We start from the raw sequence: 17791 nt of genomic DNA on the forward strand, positions 1-17791 counted from the left end.
GCCCGCGCCCTCGCCGAGGCGTCCCGGCAACTCGTCCGGGCCGAGGCCGCGCGGGCCGCGACGGCCAGGAGCTGGGGCCTGGGCAGCGCCCCGCTGCGCCCCCCGCCACCCCCCGCGCCGGAAGCCGCCGACCGGAGCCCCGGCGAACCGGGGCCGCCCCCGGTGCTCGGCCGCGTCCACACCACCGACCGCGTCATCTTCCTGACCATCGACGACGGCTCCCGCAAGGACCCGGAACTGCTCAGGATGATGAACGACCTCCAGGTCCCGTTCAGTGCCTTCCTCACCGACGACGAGGTCGGCGACGGCGGCTACGACTACTTCCGCGAGCTGCGCCGACTCGGCGTCGCCGTGCACAACCACGCGCTGTTCCACCGGTACCTGCCGGGGCTCCCCTATGCGGAACAGGTCCGGCAGATCTGCGGACAGCAGCAGAGCCTGCTCCGCGAGATGGGCGAGGCTCCCCGTTTCTTCCGCCCGCCGTACGGCGCGTACAACCGCGACACGCTCAGGGCGGCCACGGCGTGCGGGATCGGCGCCGTTCCGCTGTGGACCGCCGAGGCGTTCCCGGACCGCATCGAGTACTCGGAGCCGGGGGGCCGGCTGCGCCCCGGTGACATCGTCCTCACACATTTCCGCGGTCCGGCGGAGTGGGACGGCGACATGCCCGACGTCGTACGCCGGGTACTGGAGGCCGCCACCGCCCAGGGGCTGGCCGTGGCACGGCTGGAGGACTACCTCTGACCGGGGGTTCCGCAGGTGCGGACGCCTGACGGGGCGGGCCCGCGGAGCCCCCGGAGAGTCGGGCTCGGCGGCGCGGCGTTGGCACTCTAGTTGACGGAGTGCTAACGCCGTCATAGTCTCAACTCTGGCACTCCCCGCCAGGGAGTGCCAGAAGACAGCGACGGGCAGATCCGGCACCCGCGACGACGGATCTACCAGGTCGCCACCCCAGACATATGACCCCGTGAGATCTCCGAAGGGGGAGGTCGGATCGTGACGACCGCCAGCACCAAGGTTGCCATCAAGCCGCTCGAGGACCGCATTGTGGTCCAGCCGCTCGACGCCGAGCAGACCACGGCCTCGGGCCTGGTCATTCCGGACACTGCCAAGGAGAAGCCCCAGGAGGGCGTCGTCCTGGCCGTCGGCCCGGGCCGCTTCGAGGACGGCAATCGCCTTCCGCTCGACGTCTCCGTCGGCGACGTCGTCCTGTACAGCAAGTACGGCGGCACCGAGGTGAAGTACAGCGGCGAGGAGTACCTCGTTCTCTCGGCCCGCGACGTCCTCGCGATCGTCGAGAAGTAAGGACGCCGTCCGGGGCTTTCCCGGATGACTCCGAACACCATGTTTTTGATCTGCGTCCCGGCTCCCGCGTCTGAACAACCGGGCGTCCGGGGCGCAGTTCGTTGAGAGGACATACGCAACCATGGCGAAGATCCTGAAGTTCGACGAGGACGCCCGTCGCGCTCTCGAGCGTGGCGTCAACAAGCTGGCCGACACGGTCAAGGTGACGATCGGCCCCAAGGGCCGCAACGTCGTCATCGACAAGAAGTTCGGCGCTCCGACCATCACCAACGACGGTGTCACCATCGCCCGCGAGGTCGAGGTCGACGACCCGTACGAGAACCTCGGTGCCCAGCTCGTCAAGGAGGTGGCGACCAAGACCAACGACATCGCGGGCGACGGCACCACCACCGCGACCGTCCTGGCCCAGGCGCTGGTCCGCGAGGGACTGCGCAACGTCGCCGCCGGCGCCTCCCCCGCCGCGCTGAAGAAGGGCATCGACGCCGCGGTCAAGGCCGTGTCCGACGACCTCCTCTCGGCCGCCCGCCCGATCGACTCCAAGGAGGACATCGCCGCGGTCGCCGGTCTGTCCGCCCAGGACAAGCAGGTCGGCGAGCTCATCGCCGAGGCGATGGACAAGGTCGGCAAGGACGGCGTCATCACCGTCGAGGAGTCCAACACCTTCGGTCTGGAGCTGGACTTCACCGAGGGCATGGCCTTCGACAAGGGCTACCTCTCGCCGTACATGGTGACCGACCAGGAGCGTATGGAGGCCGTCCTCGAGGACCCGTACATCCTGATCCACCAGGGCAAGATCAGCTCGATCCAGGACCTGCTCCCGCTGCTGGAGAAGGTCATCCAGGCCGGTGGCTCCAAGCCGCTGCTGATCATCGCCGAGGACGTCGACGGCGAGGCGCTGTCCACCCTCGTGGTGAACAAGATCCGCGGCACGTTCAACGCCGTCGCCGTCAAGGCGCCCGGCTTCGGTGACCGCCGCAAGGCCATGCTCGGCGACATCGCCACCCTCACCGGTGCCACCGTCATCGCCGAGGAGGTCGGCCTCAAGCTCGACCAGGCCGGGCTGGACGTGCTGGGCTCCGCCCGCCGCGTGACCGTCACCAAGGACGACACCACCATCGTCGACGGCGGCGGCAAGGCCGGGGACGTCGAGGGCCGGGTCAACCAGATCAAGGCCGAGATCGAGGCCACGGACTCCGACTGGGACCGCGAGAAGCTCCAGGAGCGCCTGGCGAAGCTGGCCGGCGGCGTGTGCGTCATCCGCGTCGGCGCGGCCACCGAGGTCGAGCTCAAGGAGAAGAAGCACCGTCTGGAGGACGCCATCTCCGCGACCCGCGCCGCGGTCGAGGAGGGCATCGTCTCCGGTGGCGGCTCCGCGCTCGTCCACGCCGCCAAGGTGCTCGAGGGCAGCCTGGGCAAGGACGGCGACGAGGCCACCGGTGTCGCCGTCGTCCGCCGCGCCGCCGTCGAGCCGCTGCGCTGGATCGCCGAGAACGCCGGCCTCGAGGGCTACGTCATCACCTCCAAGGTGGCGGAGCTCGACCGCGGCCACGGCTTCAACGCGGCCACCGGCGAGTACGGCGACCTGGTGAAGTCCGGCGTCATCGACCCGGTCAAGGTCACCCGCTCCGCGCTGGAGAACGCCGCCTCGATCGCCTCCCTGCTGCTCACCACCGAAACCCTGGTGGTCGAGAAGCCGGCCGAGGACGAGCCCGAGGCCGCCGGTCACGGTCACGGCCACGCGCACTGACCCATCGCGCACCGCAGGTCCCCCTGCCACCGTCGGGTGGCAGGGGGACCTGCGCGTCTCTGCACTGTTCCGGCGGCTCTTCCCACCGGCGGCGGGGTGTCAACGAGCGGTCAGACCGAGCTGGCGCATCATGCCCAGCAGATCCCAGTTCCACCAGCCTTCCGCGATCTTCCCGTCCCGGAACCGGAAGATCGTCACCCCGCTCATCGTGACCTCCTTGCCGGTCGCGGGGAGTCCCATGAAGTCGCCGCGATGGGTTCCGCGCCAGCTCCACCGGGTCGCCACCTCGTCCGCCTCGGCCACCTGGCTCTCGATGTCGAAGTCGAAGACGAACGCGCTGCGGTAGCCCCTGACCTCCTGCACGACGCCCTCGATGCCGTGGGTGTCCGTCTCGTTGGCGATGTCGTGGTCGTGGTAGTCCTGCGTGAAGAGCTCCTCGTAGGCGGCGAGGTCGCCGCTCGCGGCCGCCTCGAAGAACCGGCGGGCCGCTGCCTTGTTGAGCTGTTCGTCACGGACGACGTCCAGGTCCGTGAACGTCGGCATCCCGTCGCACAGTGACACCATCTCCCGGAACGTCCGGTCGGTTTCCGGGAGTTCGGAGTTCCGCATCGCCTCCTGGTACGACGGGAACTCGATGATCTCGACGACGTGCGAAGGGTCGGAACGGTCCTGGCCGACGAGTGAGTGGCTGGCTGTCCGCCGCCCCTTGGTCTGTTGCACCCAGGCGTCCATCAGCCGGTTCAACTCGTCGACCCGGTCGGTCCTGCAGTCGATGATCTGCACGAAGGTCATGGCGCCTCCCAAGAACGTCCGCCTTCGTCCATTTTATTGCTGTTCGTTCCGATCAGTTGGGGCCGTAGCGGCGCCCCGTGCGGGAGGACAGGCCGCTCAGGACACTGCGCGGCACCAGCTTCACCAGCCCCATCAGGGTCTTGTAGCGCGGATCGGGGATGCTGACCGTCCGCCCCCGCGCCAGGTCGCCCATCGCCGCGGCGACGAGCTTGTCCGCGTCCAGCCACATCCACGACGGGATGTTGTCCGTGCCCATGCCCGCCCGCTCGTGGAACTCCGTGCGCACGAACCCGGGACACAGGGCCATGAGCCGGATGCCGGATCCCGCCAGGTCCCGCGCCGCTCCCTGGGTGAACTGCACGACCCAGGCCTTGCTGGCGCCGTAGGTCCCGCGGGGGACGAACGCCGCGACCGAGGCCACGTTGACCACCGCGCCCCGCCCGCGCTTGCGCATCCGAGCCGTGGCCGCTGCCGTCAGTCGCAGCACTGCTTCGCAGTGCACCTTCAGCATGGTCAGCTCGTCGGCCAGCGGTACGTCGAGGAACGCTCCCTTGTTGCCGAATCCCGCGTTGTTGACCAGCAGCTCGACCGGGTGCCTGGTGTCCGAGAGCCGGGCCTCTACCGCAGCCACCCCGGCCTCCTCGGACAGGTCGGCCGCCAGCACCTCCGCCTCGATGTTGTGCCGGTCGTGCAGTTCGGCGGCCTGGAGCCGCAGCCGTTCGGCGTCGCGCGCCACCAGCACCAGGTTGTGCCCGTCCGCCGCGAGCCGGCGGGCGAAGGCCGCGCCGATGCCGGCCGTCGATCCAGTGATCAGTGCAGTCGTCATGCGGGCACGCTAGCCCCCGCCCGCCACCGGCCCGGCGGCGGGCGGGGGCTGAGCCGGGGGCCCTCGTGAGCAGGGGGCGCGTTCCCGCGCTCCCCGGCGCGCGTGCTCACGCCGGGGCGGTCCGCCGGAGCGCCTTTCTGTGGGCCTCGGGGTGCAGCGAGTCGCCCGCGGCGAGCAGCCGGGGCAGCAGCTCCGGTTCCAGCGTGACGGCCCGGAACGCGAAGGAGACCGTGATCTCGTGATCGGGACGGTGGGCGATCTCGACCGGGTCGCCCGCCCGGATCTCCCCCGGCTCCAGAACCCGCAGGTACGCGCCGGGCGCAGCGGCGGCGGTGAACCGTTTCATCCAGGCGTGCTCACCCAGCCACCCGGCGAAGGACCGGCAGGGGAGGCGTCCGCTGGTCACCTCCAGCAGCACGTCCGGGCCGACCCGCCAGCGCTCGCCGATGAGAGCCCCGTTCACGTCCACCCCGGCCGTCGTCAGGTTCTCGCCGAAGACGCCGTTGGACAGCGGCCGGCCGAGTTCCTCCTGCCAGCGGTCGAGGTCCTCACGGGCGAACGCGTAGACGGCCTGGTCGTCGCCGCCGTGATGCCGCAGGTTCCCGACGGTGTCCCCGGCCAGCGCGCTGCCCCCGATGCCCTGCGGGCCCGGCGCTGCGACGCCCACCGGGCCGTCGACCGGGTGCTTGTCGATGCCGGTCACGGCGGCGTCGGTGTGCTCCGAGGAACGCGGAAGCCCGAGGTTCACGGAGAGGAGGTGCATGGCATCACGGTACGGGCGTCGCGCCGGCCCCTCCAGTGCACTTTTCCGGCTGCTCAAAGGGACGCTTATGGTTGCGTCATGATCGAGGCCCGCCATCTGAGGGTGCTGCGCGCGGTGGCCGCCACCGGGTCGTTCTCCGCCGCTGCCCGTGAACTCGGCTGTACCCAGCCGGCCGTCAGCCAGCAGATGAAGGCGCTCGAGCAGAGCGCCGGCACGGCTCTCCTGGTGCGCACAGGCCGGGAGACGAGGTTGACCCAGGCGGGTGAGGCCCTGGTGCGGCACGCCGCCGGGATCCTCGCCGGGCTCACGGCTGCCGAGGAGGAGGTGGCGGCGATCGCCGGGCTGCGGGCGGGCCGGGTCCGTCTGGTGTCGTTCCCCAGCGGGACCTCCGCTCTGGTGCCCGCAGCGCTCGCGAGGATGCGCGCCGACCACCCGGGCATCCAGGTGTCGCTGGTGGAGGCCGAGCCGCCGCGGTCGGTGGAGATGCTGCGGGCGGGGGACTGCGAGATCGCGCTCGCCTTCCGCTACCCCCGCCCCGGCGTGCGCGGCCCGGGCGCGGGCACGGCGGAGCGGACGTCCGGCGAACCGGAGGCGGACGGTGAGTGGGAGGGCCTCGTCGCGCATCCGCTCCTGCGCGACCGGCTCGTGGGTCTCGTTCCCGAGGACCGCCCCCTCGGACCGGACGGGCGGGTGGCCGTGGCCGATCTCGCCGAGGAGCCGTGGATCGCCGGATGCCCCCGGTGCCGCAGGCATCTCGTCGAGGTGTGCGAGAGCGCCGGGTTCACTCCCCGCATCGACTTCGCGACGGACGACCATCCGGCGGTGATCGGCCTGGTGGCCGCGGGTCTGGGGGTGGCCGTGCTGCCCGAACTGGCGCTGGAGTCGGTGCGGCCGAAGGGGGTGCGAAAGCTTCGGTTGGAGCCCGTCGTGGAGCGGGAAATCGTCGCGCTCACGCTGCCGGATCTCGCTCACGTGCCGGCAGTCGCGGCCATGCTGGACCGTCTGGCGGTCGCTGCCCGTCGATGAGGTCGGCCCCCGGTCGACAGGGGAAGAGGTGCAGGGGAGCGTCTTGCCGCCGAACCCGGCGACGGCATGCCGCTCGCTCTGAGGGATCGTTTCTTCAGTTGCTGTTCGCCGAGATCAGCCGGTGGCGGGCCCGGCCCATCAGCTCTTCACGTTCGTCCTCGGTCAGACCGCCCCACACCCCGTAGGGCTCACGGACGGCGAGGGCGTGCGCCGCGCACTCCGAACGGACCGGACAACGCATGCAGACCTCCTTGGCCGAGGTCTCTCGCGCGCTCCGGGCCGCACCGCGTTCGCCCTCCGGGTGGAAGAAGAGAGAACTGTCGACGCCGCGGCATGCGGCCAGCAGTTGCCAGTCCCACAGGTCGGCGTTGGGGCCGGGAAGGCGGGAGAAATCTGCCATTGATCTTCCCCTCGAACGTGTCCGGTACGGACGCACTGCCCACGACCGTACATCCACTGTGTAAGTAGATGTAAATATGACTCATTGCGAATCTATCCTCAGACAGTGTCGAAGAGGAAGAAAAGCGGCCAAATAGGTCACATTCTTCTGGGGCGCGCGAGGCGCAACGGGTGTTCTGTGACCAACTCATCACGTAGAGTGGTGACGGTGGCGGATCTCCTGCCCTGTGGGACAGGGGGGTGAAGCCCGTAACTCTTTCGGGTGACCGTCGTTGAGAGTGCCGAGGCGATCGAAGAAGACAAGCGCTCGGGAAGGTGTCCGGAGCGGTCGATTGCTCAGGTGAGATTCGTACCAGCCTGGAGGCTCAAGGTGACGCGCATCAGCTGCGGAGGGCGGTCATGACATCCGTCCTCGTCTGCGACGACTCCCCGCTTGCCCGAGAGGCGCTCCGTCGCGCGGTCGCGACCGTGCCCGGCGTCGAGCGTGTGACGACGGCGGCCAACGGCGAGGAAGTCCTCCGCCGCTGGGGTGCCGACCGCTCCGATCTGATCCTGATGGATGTCCGGATGCCCGGGCTCGGCGGCGTCGAGACCGTGCGCCGGCTGCTCTCTGCCGACCCCGGCGCCCGGATCATCATGCTCACGGTCGCCGAGGATCTCGACGGCGTCGCGCTGGCGGTTGCCGCCGGCGCCAGGGGCTACCTGCACAAGGACGCCTCGCGCGCGGAGCTGCGGGCGACCGTCACGCAAGCCCTCGCCGATCCGACCTGGCGACTGGCCCCGCGCCGGCTCCGCTCCGCCGAGATGGGTGCCGCGCCCACGCTCACGGCGCGTGAGATCCAGGTTCTCGAAGGCATGAGCCACGGGCGTTCCAACGCCGAGATCGGCCGCGAGCTGTTCCTGTCGGAGGACACCGTCAAGACGCACGCCCGACGGTTGTTCAAGAAGCTCGGTGCCTCGGACCGGGCTCACGCGGTGGCGCTCGGATTCCGCTGGGGTCTCGTCCGCTGAGGTGCGCGTCCGGCTGATCCTGCCGGGCCGCGACGCCTCCCCCGGCCCCTCCGGCCGGGGGATCCGGTCCCGGCACCGGGGCTGTCGACCGCCTCCGGCGGGATCCGGCGGTGTTGCGATGCACACACCGGGCTCCCGGAGCCCGCCGCGCCGGGCGGGCCGGTCAGGACCCGGGCTCCCCGGGCAAACCGCGGATTGCGCATCCTGGACCGGACGGCCTCCGTTCGTCGAGGCGGACGGGGTGCAGCCGGTTTGTCAAGATCGCTTTCCGCGTTTCGCGCGAGCTGCCGCATGCTTGAGGTATGGAGTTCCTCGGGGACGTCTCGGTCAGGGAGAGGGTGCGCGACGTGGCAACCGGCGCACCCACTGATAACGCTTCGGTGCACAACCACGGAGGCGATGCCGCGGATCGGGCCGCGCCAAGGCACCATGGACCGATGCGCAACCACGAGGAGCCGGGGGTGTCCGTGGCCGGAGGCCCCGGAACTATCGGACATCTCGTTCAGCGGGCGGTCGAGGGGGACGAGCAGGCCACACACGACCTGCTGGCCCATGTGCATCCCCTCGCCCTTCGCTACTGCCGCACGCGCCTGTCCCGGCTGCCGGGGGACGCCCGGCACTTCGTCGACGACCTCGCCCAGGAAGTCTGTCTCGCGGTGTTGTGCGCCCTGCCGCGCTACCGCGACACCGGGCGTCCCTTCGAGGCCTTCGTCTTCGCCATCGCCACCCACAAGGTCGCCGACCTGCAGCGGGCCGCCATGCGGGGGCCGGGCAGCACGGCGATCCCCTCGGACGAGATGCCGGAACAGCCCGACGACTCCCTCGGACCCGAGGAGCGGGCACTGCTCAGCAGCGACGCCGAGTGGGCCAAGAAGCTTCTCGCCAACCTCCCGGAGCACCAGCGGGAACTGGTCCTGCTGCGGGTGGCCGTCGGGCTGACGGCCGAGGAGACCGGCCACCTGCTCGGGATGTCGCCGGGTGCCGTGCGGGTCGCCCAGCACCGGGCGCTCAGCCGGCTGCGGGCACTCGCCACTCAGTGAAGGGTTGTCCGGTTCACGAGGCCGGACGGCGGGGCCCCGGCCGGTGCCTCGGACAACAGTCGGAACATACAAGTGATGTGAGCCTCAGCGTTCGTGGGATGTGCCACCCCATGGGCCCGATAGCATGGGAGTCCGCGCTGGGCAAGAGCACTGGGGAAGGTGTCATGACTGACAACGTCGACGGAGCACCCGAGAAGTTCGCGATGCTCGGGCTGACATACGACGACGTGCTGCTGCTGCCGGGCGCGTCCGAGGTGCTCCCGAACGCCGTTGACACCTCGTCCCGCGTCTCACGGAACGTTTCGGTGAACGTCCCGCTGCTGTCGGCGGCGATGGACAAGGTCACCGAGGCCCGGATGGCGATCGCCATGGCCCGGCAGGGCGGCGCCGGCGTGCTGCACCGCAACCTCTCCATCGAGGACCAGGCCAACCAGGTCGACCTGGTGAAACGTTCCGAGTCGGGCATGGTCACCGACCCGATCACGGTCCGTCCCGAGGCGTCGCTCCGCGAGGCCGACGAACTGTGCGGCAAGTTCCGCATCAGCGGCGTGCCGGTCACGGACGGCGGCGGGAAGCTGCTGGGCATCGTCACCAACCGGGACATGGCCTTCGAGTCGGACCGCAGCCGCCAGGTGCGCGAGGTCATGACGCCGATGCCGCTGGTCACGGGCAAGGTCGGCATCTCCGGCGAGGACGCCATGGAGCTGCTGCGCCGTCACAAGATCGAGAAGCTGCCGCTCGTCGACGACGCCGGGATCCTCAAGGGCCTGATCACGGTGAAGGACTTCGTGAAGGCCGAGAAGTACCCGAACGCCGCGAAGGACGCCGAGGGCCGGCTGGTCGTCGGCGCCGCCGTGGGTGTGGGCGACGAGGCGTTCGACCGGGCGCAGGCCCTGGTCGAGGCCGGAGCCGACTTCCTGGTGGTCGACAGCGCGCACGGCCACAGCCGCGGGATCATCGACATGATCGCCAAGGTCAAGTCCAACGTCTCGATCGACGTCGTCGGCGGCAACGTCGCCACCCGGGACGGCGCGCAGGCGCTCATCGACGCGGGCGTCGACGGCGTGAAGGTCGGTGTCGGCCCGGGCTCGATCTGCACCACGCGTGTGGTCGCCGGGATCGGCGTTCCGCAGGTCACGGCCATTCACGAGGCCGCCCGGGCCTGCCATGCGGCAGGAGTGCCGCTGATCGGCGACGGCGGTCTGCAGCACTCCGGTGACATCGCCAAGGCCATCGCCGCGGGCGCCGACACGGTCATGCTGGGCAGCCTGCTCGCCGGCTGCGAGGAGTCGCCGGGCGAGATGGTCTTCATCAACGGCAAGCAGTTCAAGTCGTACCGGGGGATGGGCTCGCTGGGCGCCATGCAGTCGCGGGGCCAGGGCCGCTCGTACTCCAAGGACCGCTACTTCCAGGACAACGTGCTCTCCGAGGACAAGCTCGTGCCCGAGGGCATCGAAGGCCAGGTGCCCTACCGGGGCCCGCTGTCCTCCGTGGCGCACCAGCTGGTCGGCGGGCTGCGGGCCTCCATGGGCTACGTGGGCTCGGCCGACATCGGCGAGCTGAAGGAGAAGGGCCGCTTCGTGCGGATCACGTCGGCGGGCCTCAAGGAGAGCCACCCGCACGACATCCAGATGACCACCGAAGCGCCCAACTACGCCAGCCGCTGATCTTCCCCCGCCGCCGCACGGCACGGCACGGTACGTCTGTGCACCGCTCGCCCGGCCGCCCCGCTCGATCCGTACGGCGGGGCGCCGGCCGTTCCCACGTCGGGGCGGTCGCGGGGCGTCGGGGATACTGGTACGGCAGACGTAGACGGAAAGGCCAATCGTGACTGAGATCGAGATCGGGCGCGGCAAGCGCGGCCGCAGGGCGTACGCGTTCGACGACATCGCCGTCGTGCCGAGTCGTCGTACCCGGGACCCCAAGGAGGTCTCGATCGCCTGGCAGATCGACGCCTACCGGTTCGAGCTGCCCTTCCTCGCAGCCCCCATGGACTCGGTGGTGTCGCCGCAGACGGCGATCCGGATCGGCGAGCTGGGCGGGCTCGGCGTGCTCAACCTCGAGGGCCTGTGGACCCGTTACGAGGACCCGGAGCCGCTGCTCGCCGAGATCGCGGAGCTGGACGAGCGGACCGCGACCCGGCGGATGCAGGAGATCTACGCCGCCCCGATCCAGGAGGACCTGATCGGGCAGCGGATCAAGGAGGTGCGGGACGCCGGCGTCGTCACCGCCGCCGCGCTCTCCCCGCAGCGCACCGCGCAGTTCTCGAAGGCCGTCGTGGACGCCGGGGTCGACATCTTCGTGATCCGCGGCACCACGGTGTCGGCCGAGCACGTCTCCGGCGCTGCCGAGCCCCTGAACCTCAAGGAGTTCATCTACGAGCTCGACGTGCCGGTGATCGTCGGCGGTTGCGCCACGTACACGGCAGCGCTGCACCTGATGCGCACCGGCGCAGCGGGTGTCCTGGTCGGCTTCGGCGGCGGTGCCGCGCACACCACGCGCAACGTGCTCGGCATCCAGGTCCCGATGGCGACGGCCGTGGCGGACGTCGCGGCGGCCCGCCGGGACTACATGGACGAGTCGGGCGGCCGGTACGTGCACGTCATCGCGGACGGCGGGGTGGGCTGGAGCGGCGACCTCCCCAAGGCGATCGCCTGCGGCGCCGACGCGGTGATGATGGGATCCCCGCTGGCGCGCGCCACGGACGCGCCGGGCCGTGGCCACCACTGGGGCATGGAGGCCACCCACGAGGACGTGCCGCGCGGCAAGCGCATGAACCTCGGCGCAGTCGGGACCACCGAGGAGATCCTGCTCGGCCCGTCGCACACCCCCGACGGCTCGATGAACTTCTTCGGCGCCCTGCGCCGGGCGATGGCCACCACCGGGTACTCGGAGCTCAAGGAGTTCCAGCGGGTCGAGGTGACGGTCGCCCCGTCCCAGCACGACAAGGGCTGACCGCGACGGTCATAGGGCAGAGGGGCCCCGCTGCGGCGGGGCCCCTCGTCGTGCCGGCCACCGGGCCCGGCGTCCTGCTCAGAGCCGATGGGCGGCGCCCGCGGGGCTCGCCCCCCGGGTGTCCAGCAGGAGTTGCGCCTTCACGGCGAGGCCCTGGAGGTCGTACGTGCGGTGGTGCTGGAGCAGGACGGTGAGGTCGGCTTCGGCCGCGGCCTCGTACAGCGAGTCGGCCCGGGGCACCGGCCGACCCCCCGCCCGCCACTGGTGGGCGTACGGGTCGTGGAAGCTGAGCTGTGCTCCCATGTCGATCAGCCGTGAGGCGATCTCGGGGGCGGGTGAGCCCTCCTGGTCGGCGTGGTCGGGCTTGTAGGTGACGCCCAGCAGCAGGATCCGTGCCCCCCGGGCGGACTTGCCGTGCTCGTTCAGCAAGGTGGTGCAGCGCTGGATGATGTAGCGCGGCATCCGGCCGTTGACCTCCTGGGCCAGTTCGACCATGCGCAGCGGGTAGCCGGGGCTGCGCCCCTGCCGGGGAAGGTAGTTGGGGTCGAGGGGCGCGGCGTGTCCGCCGACTCCGGGGCCGGGCCGGAACGCCTGGAAGCCGAACGGTTTGGTCTCGGCACAGCGGATGACGTCCCACAGGTCGACGCCGGTGTCGTGGCAGAAGACCGCCATCTCGTTGGCGAGGGCGATGTTGACGTGCCGGTAGTTGGTCTCCAGGAGTTTGACGGTCTCGGCCTCGCGGGGGCCGCGGGCGCGGACGACCCGCTCGGTGAGCCGCCCGTAGAAGGCGGCGGCGGCCTCGGTGCAGGCCGGTGTGAGGCCGCCGACGACCTTGGGGGTGTTGCCGTAGCCGTAGGACCGGTTGCCCGGGTCGAGACGGCTGGGGGAGTAGGCCAGGTGGAAGTCGCGGCCGGCCCGCAGTCCCGATCCCTCCTCGAGGAGGGGTTGCAGGAAGTCCTCGGTGGCCCCGGGGTGCACGGTCGACTCGAGGATCACGGTGGTGCGGGGCCGGAGCCCGGCGGCGAGTACCCGGGCCGTGGCTTCGAGGGCACGGAGGTCCGGGGCGTGGTCCTCGCCGAGGGGGGCCGGGACGCAGACGACGACGGTGCGTGCGCGGCCGAGTTCCGAGGGCTCGGTGGTGGCCCGGAACCCGGCGGAGATCATGCGGCGGACTTCGGCGGCGGTGAGGGTGCCGTCGGCGGGCGAGCGGCCGGATCTGAGTTCCGCGACGACGGCGGGGTCGTCGTCGTGCCCGACGGTGGCGATGCCGGCGGCGGTTGCCGCCTGTGCCAGGGGGAGTCCGAGGTGGCCGAGGCCGATGACAGCGAGGTCCGCGGGCATGCCTGTGGCCGTCCTTCCCGAGACGATTTCAGGGTCGCGCTATGTAAGGCTAAGCACACATATGACTGTTCCTGGGTATTGGTGGACGTGGAGGTGCAGGTGTTGCCGGTGGGCGTTGCGGTGGGTGTGGCTCCCCGGCGGGGGAAGGATCGACGGACGGGAACCATGTGGAGCCGAAGCACGACTGGAGGCAGCGGTGAGGACAGCGACACTGGGACCGGCCGAGAGGGGCGAGGCGCTCGCCCGGATGGCGGAGCGCGAGCTGGACATTCTGGTGGTGGGCGCGGGCGTGGTCGGGGCGGGCACCGCGCTCGACGCCGTGACCCGGGGCCTGACGACCGGGCTCGTCGAGGCGCGTGACTGGGCCTGCGGCACCTCGAGCCGGTCGAGCAAGCTGATCCATGGCGGGTTGCGCTACCTGGAGATGCTCGACTTCGCGCTGGTCCGCGAGGCGCTGAAGGAACGCGGGCTGCTGCTCGAGCGGATCGCGCCGCACCTGGTGCGCGGGGTGCCCTTCCTGTACCCCTTGCAGCACAAGGGGTGGGAGCGCGTGTACGCGGGTTCGGGTGTCGCGCTCTACGACGCCATGTCGGTGTCGTCCGGGCACGGCCGCGGGCTGCCGCTGCACCGGCATCTGTCGCGCAAGCAAGCGCTGCGCGTCGCCCCCTGCATGAAGAAGGACGCGCTGGTCGGCGCGCTGCAGTACTACGACGCCCAGATGGACGACGCCCGCTACGTGGCGACGCTGGTGCGCACCGCCGCGGCCTACGGAGCGGACGTCGCCAACGCCGCACGGGTGGTGGGCTTCCTGCGCGAGGGGGAGCGGGTGGTCGGGGCCCGGGTCCGGGACGTCGAGCTGGGCGGCGAGTACGAGATCCGGGCCAAGCAGGTCGTCAACGCGACGGGGGTGTGGACCGACGACACCCAGGGGCTGATCGGCGAGCGAGGACAGTTCCACGTGCGCGCGTCCAAGGGCATCCACCTGGTGGTGCCGAAGGACCGGATCCACTCCACGACCGGGCTGATCCTGCGGACCGAGAAGAGCGTGCTGTTCGTGATCCCGTGGGAGCGGCACTGGATCGTCGGCACGACCGACACCGACTGGGATCTCGACAAGGCGCACCCCGCGGCGTCGAGCGCCGACATCGACTACGTCCTGGACCACGTCAACTCGGTGCTCGCGGTGCCGCTGACGCGAGACGACGTACAGGGCGTGTACGCAGGGCTGCGGCCGCTGCTGGCCGGTGAGTCGGAGGCCACCAGCAAACTGTCGCGCGAGCACACGGTGGCGCATCCGGTGCCGGGGCTGGTGGTGGTCGCGGGCGGCAAGTACACGACGTACCGGGTGATGGCCAAGGACGCGGTCGACGAGGCCGTGCACGGACTGGACCGGAGGGTCGCGGACTGCATCACGGAGGACGTGCCGCTGCTCGGAGCCGTCGGCTACAAGGCGATGTGGAACGGCCGGGCCCGGCTCGCCCAGCGCACCGGCCTGCACGTGGCACGCATCGAGCATCTGCTGAACCGGTACGGGGCGTTGGCCGAGGAACTCTTCGAACTCATCGCGGGTGATCCGTCGCTCGGGAACCCGCTGGAGGCGGCCGACGACTACCTGCGGGCGGAGATCGTCTACGCGGCCTCGCACGAAGGGGCGCGTCACCTGGAGGACGTGCTGACCCGGCGCACCCGGATCTCCATCGAGACCTTCGACCGCGGAACGCGCAGTGCCCGCGAGGCGGCCGAACTCATGGCGCCCGTCCTGGGCTGGGACAGGGACCAGGTGGAGCGGGAGGTCGAGCACTACGAGAAGCGGGTCGAGGCGGAGCGGGAGTCGCAGCTCCAGCCGGACGACCAGACGGCGGACGCGGCCCGGCTCGGCGCCCCGGACATCGTGCCGATCTGAGACGGCGGGGGCGGGTGGTGCGGGGGGTGGGGGTCTAGTGCTGTGGCCGGAAAAGTTCACCGGCTCGCGACGCCCTGTACGGCGCCTCGCTGCGTTGTCGCATCGCCCGAGTACGCCCGGTACGAGGACGATTCTCCGCCTTGCGATGCACCGCACCGGACGCCGCGAGCCACCCGGCAAACCTTTCCGGTCACAGCACTAGCGGAAGGGGTGCGGGCAGAACTCGGCCCGGAGCAGCTCGGTCTCGGCCGCCGCGTCCCCCACCTCCTCGGTGTTGACCCGGTAGCTGAAGAGGTGTCCGCCGCCGGGGGTGCCGAGCACGTGGGCGTACGAGCCGTTGATGCTGCCGTTGTGGCCCCAGAGCATCAGGGTGTCGCGGCCGCAGGGGAGGCGCAGCGGAACCAGCCCGAGCCCGTACGTGCCCCGGCTGTGCGAGGTGTCCTGCATCCGCCGCAGTTCGCGCGCGGGGAGCAACTCGCCCTTGAGGAGGGAGCGGAGGAACCGGTTGAGGTCCCCCAGTGTGGAGATGGCCTCACCAGCGGCGCCCGCGGTCGACGGGTTGAGTTCCGTGCTGTCCACGAGCCGGTGCGATCCGGGGCGCAGCGAGTACGCGCGGCCGTGCGGCTGCGGAATGGACGAGTCCGTGCCGGGCAGCGACGTGCCGGTCAGCCGCAGCGGTTCGATGATCCGCGCGGTGATCTCCTCGGCGTAGGACCGGCCGGTGGCGCGCGCGATGATCATGCCGAGCAGGACGTAGTCGGTGTTGGAGTAGTGGTGGCCCTTGCCGGGCGCGAAGTACGGGGGGTGCCGGAGCGCCGTGCGCACCAGCTCGCGCGGGGTGCGGGTGTCGTAGCGGTGCTCGGGGAACTTCCGGCCGAAGGTCCGCGCGTGCAGGGCGGGGTCGTCGACGTAGTCGAACAGGCCGCTGGTGTGGCCGAGGAGTTGGGCGACCGTGACGGTGCGGCCGTCGTTCCCCCGGCCGCGCACCAGACCGGGCAGATGCTTCTCGACGGTGTCGTCCAGGGACAGCTTTCCCTCGTCGACGAGTTGGAGGACGACGGTCGCGACGAACGTCTTGGTGATGCTCCCGGCGCGGAACCGGTCGCCCTCCAGAGGTATTCGTCGGCTCTCGAGGTCGGAGAAGCCTGCCGAGGCGAACCGCGGTCCGTACTGGTCGCGGGAGAGCGCCGCGGCTCCAGGGGCACGTCCCTCGGTCACCATCCGCTCGAGCGCGGACCGGATCAGCGGCGCGCGGGGGCTGATCGCCGGGCCGGCGTCGTCGCTGACGGGCCCGCGGCATCCGGCCAGCAGCAGGGTGCCGGCGCACACCCCTGCGACCAGCAGTCGTGCGGTGCGCTGCATGCCCGGCCTTTCGTTCTCCTGCCCCCATCATGGCCGGAGTCGGCCGGGCGCCCGAGGGCGGGGGCGCGCCGCGCGAGGTTCGTCCGGAGCGCCGGTTTCGGACCGTGACGCGGACCGCGCTCATGTCCCGGAGGGCTGCCGCGAACGGTGCCCCTGGCCGCCCGCGTCCCGTCGGATGAGGGAGAATGAAAAACCTGCCCGGGGCCACCCGAAGAGAAACAGGGGGAGAGGTGGCCGAGTTGGCCGGGTAGGCGCCCACTGGATCGCCGAATGGCGCTCCGGGGCAGTCGGATCGCAGCGCTGAGGGGATGCATGTCGCAGGCGGAGCAGTCACAGGGCACAACGGGACGCCTTCTCGCAGGCCGGTACCGGCTCGGGGACGTGCTCGGCCGCGGGGGCATGGGCACGGTCTGGCGGGCTGTCGACGAGATGCTGGGCCGGACGGTCGCGGTCAAGGAGCTGCGGTTCCCGTCCAGCGTCGACGAGGACGAGAAGAGACGGCTCGTCACCCGCACGCTGCGGGAGGCGAAGGCCATTGCCCGGATTCGCAGCCGGGGTGCGGTGACGGTCTATGACGTGGTCGACGAGGACGACCGCCCCTGGATCGTCATGGAACTCATCGAGGGGGCGTCGCTCGCCGACGTCATCCGCGAGGAGGGCAACCTCAGCCCGCTGCGCGCCGCCGAGGTGGGTCTCGAGGTCCTCGACGTGCTGCGCGCCGCGCACGGCCAGGGCATCCTGCACCGGGACGTGAAGCCGTCGAACGTGCTGATCTCCGAGGACGGCCGGGTGGTCCTCACGGACTTCGGCATCGCGCAGGTCGAGGGCGATCCGTCGGTCACGTCCACGGGAATGCTGGTGGGCGCGCCGTCCTACATCTCACCGGAGCGGGCCCGCGGTCAGAAGCCCGGGCCGCCGGCGGACCTGTGGTCCCTCGGTGGCCTGCTCTACGCCTGCGTCGAGGGCAAGGCGCCCTACGACAAGGGATCGGCGCTGGCCACGCTCACGGCGGTGATGACGGAGCCGGTCGAACCGCCGAAGAGCGCGGGGCCGCTGGAGGATGTCATCCACGGCCTGCTGGTCAAGGATCCGGACGCGCGGCTCGACGAGCCCGGGGCCCGGGTCATGCTCGACCGGGCCGTCGAGGCCGCGAAGACCGAGCAGGCGCCGGTGGCGCCGGAGCCGACCCGGACGATGGCACTGCCGACGCCCCTGCCGCAGGACGCCCCCGAGGAGGTCGTGCCCGCACCGGCGACGGCCGCCGCGCAGGGGACGCCCGAGGCCGCGGACGAGACGCCGGCGGCCGCGCGGAACGGCGCGG

16 protein-coding genes are annotated in these 17791 nt (G+C 71.1%); 10 read left to right on the forward strand and 6 right to left on the reverse strand.

Going from position 1 to position 17791, the window contains the following annotated elements:
* The 3 genes from M1E25_RS24315 to groL all read left to right on the forward strand — a co-directional run.
* A partial coding sequence (locus M1E25_RS24315; protein ID WP_251419250.1) for a polysaccharide deacetylase family protein occupies positions 1-744 on the forward strand: 744 nt, incomplete at its 5' end.
* A gap of 252 nt (positions 745-996) precedes the next feature.
* A complete protein-coding gene (gene groES / locus M1E25_RS24320; protein WP_251419252.1) occupies positions 997-1305 on the forward strand; it encodes a co-chaperone GroES in 309 nt (102 codons plus the stop codon).
* 121 nt (positions 1306-1426) lie between these two features.
* A complete protein-coding gene (gene groL / locus M1E25_RS24325) occupies positions 1427-3052 on the forward strand; it encodes a chaperonin GroEL (protein ID WP_251419254.1) in 1626 nt (541 codons plus the stop codon).
* Positions 3053-3151: 99 nt separating this feature from the next.
* Here groL and M1E25_RS24330 read toward each other — a convergent pair whose 3' ends face one another.
* From M1E25_RS24330 to M1E25_RS24340, 3 genes are all read right to left on the reverse strand, one after another.
* Positions 3152-3844, reverse strand: a complete 693-nt coding sequence (locus M1E25_RS24330) for an ester cyclase (protein ID WP_251419256.1) — start codon at positions 3842-3844, stop codon at positions 3152-3154.
* Between the two features lie 52 nt (positions 3845-3896).
* Positions 3897-4670, reverse strand: coding sequence for an SDR family NAD(P)-dependent oxidoreductase (locus M1E25_RS24335; protein ID WP_251419258.1), 774 nt, complete (start codon positions 4668-4670; stop codon positions 3897-3899).
* Positions 4671-4776: 106 nt separating this feature from the next.
* Entirely contained in the window at positions 4777-5433 is a 657-nt protein-coding gene (locus M1E25_RS24340) for an MOSC domain-containing protein (protein ID WP_251419260.1), read from the reverse strand.
* 78 nt (positions 5434-5511) lie between these two features.
* Here M1E25_RS24340 and M1E25_RS24345 point away from each other — a divergent pair, with 78 nt between their 5' ends.
* Entirely contained in the window at positions 5512-6459 is a 948-nt protein-coding gene (locus M1E25_RS24345) for a LysR family transcriptional regulator (protein WP_251419262.1), read from the forward strand.
* 94 nt (positions 6460-6553) lie between these two features.
* Here M1E25_RS24345 and M1E25_RS24350 read toward each other — a convergent pair whose 3' ends face one another.
* The gene (locus M1E25_RS24350; RefSeq protein ID WP_251419264.1) at positions 6554-6859 is read right to left on the reverse strand and encodes a WhiB family transcriptional regulator; all 306 of its coding nucleotides are present in this window, start codon (positions 6857-6859) and stop codon (positions 6554-6556) included.
* A 398-nt stretch (positions 6860-7257) separates the two neighbouring features.
* On the opposite strand from M1E25_RS24350, the gene M1E25_RS24355 reads away from it, so the two are divergent.
* From M1E25_RS24355 to M1E25_RS24370, 4 genes are all read left to right on the forward strand, one after another.
* Positions 7258-7869: a response regulator transcription factor gene (locus M1E25_RS24355; RefSeq protein ID WP_003948568.1), complete on the forward strand. Its 612-nt coding sequence runs from the start codon at positions 7258-7260 to the stop codon at positions 7867-7869.
* A 437-nt stretch (positions 7870-8306) separates the two neighbouring features.
* Positions 8307-8909 (forward strand): sigma-70 family RNA polymerase sigma factor, encoded by a 603-nt coding sequence (locus M1E25_RS24360; protein ID WP_285831183.1) that lies wholly within the window; start codon positions 8307-8309, stop codon positions 8907-8909.
* A gap of 164 nt (positions 8910-9073) precedes the next feature.
* Positions 9074-10576: an IMP dehydrogenase gene (gene guaB, locus M1E25_RS24365; protein WP_251419268.1), complete on the forward strand. Its 1503-nt coding sequence runs from the start codon at positions 9074-9076 to the stop codon at positions 10574-10576.
* Between the two features lie 160 nt (positions 10577-10736).
* Complete coding sequence (locus M1E25_RS24370; RefSeq protein ID WP_251419270.1) at positions 10737-11864, forward strand: GuaB3 family IMP dehydrogenase-related protein; 1128 nt, start codon at positions 10737-10739, stop codon at positions 11862-11864.
* 78 nt (positions 11865-11942) lie between these two features.
* Here the strand turns inward: M1E25_RS24370 and M1E25_RS24375 are convergent, their stop codons facing one another.
* Positions 11943-13205 carry a nucleotide sugar dehydrogenase gene (locus M1E25_RS24375; protein ID WP_251419272.1) on the reverse strand — a complete coding sequence of 421 codons (1263 nt, stop codon included), beginning with the start codon at positions 13203-13205 and terminating at the stop codon, positions 11943-11945.
* Between the two features lie 196 nt (positions 13206-13401).
* On the opposite strand from M1E25_RS24375, the gene M1E25_RS24380 reads away from it, so the two are divergent.
* The gene (locus M1E25_RS24380) at positions 13402-15108 is read left to right on the forward strand and encodes a glycerol-3-phosphate dehydrogenase/oxidase (RefSeq protein WP_251419274.1); all 1707 of its coding nucleotides are present in this window, start codon (positions 13402-13404) and stop codon (positions 15106-15108) included.
* A 198-nt stretch (positions 15109-15306) separates the two neighbouring features.
* Here the strand turns inward: M1E25_RS24380 and M1E25_RS24385 are convergent, their stop codons facing one another.
* The gene (locus M1E25_RS24385) at positions 15307-16470 is read right to left on the reverse strand and encodes a serine hydrolase domain-containing protein (RefSeq protein WP_251419276.1); all 1164 of its coding nucleotides are present in this window, start codon (positions 16468-16470) and stop codon (positions 15307-15309) included.
* Positions 16471-16782: 312 nt separating this feature from the next.
* Between M1E25_RS24385 and M1E25_RS24390 the strand changes: the two genes are divergently transcribed.
* The coding region (locus tag M1E25_RS24390) for a serine/threonine-protein kinase (protein WP_251419278.1) at positions 16783-17791 on the forward strand (1009 nt) is incomplete at its 3' end.

Origin of the sequence: Streptomyces meridianus (assembly GCF_023703325.1) — a bacterium.
GTDB lineage: Bacteria > Actinomycetota > Actinomycetes > Streptomycetales > Streptomycetaceae > Streptomyces > Streptomyces meridianus.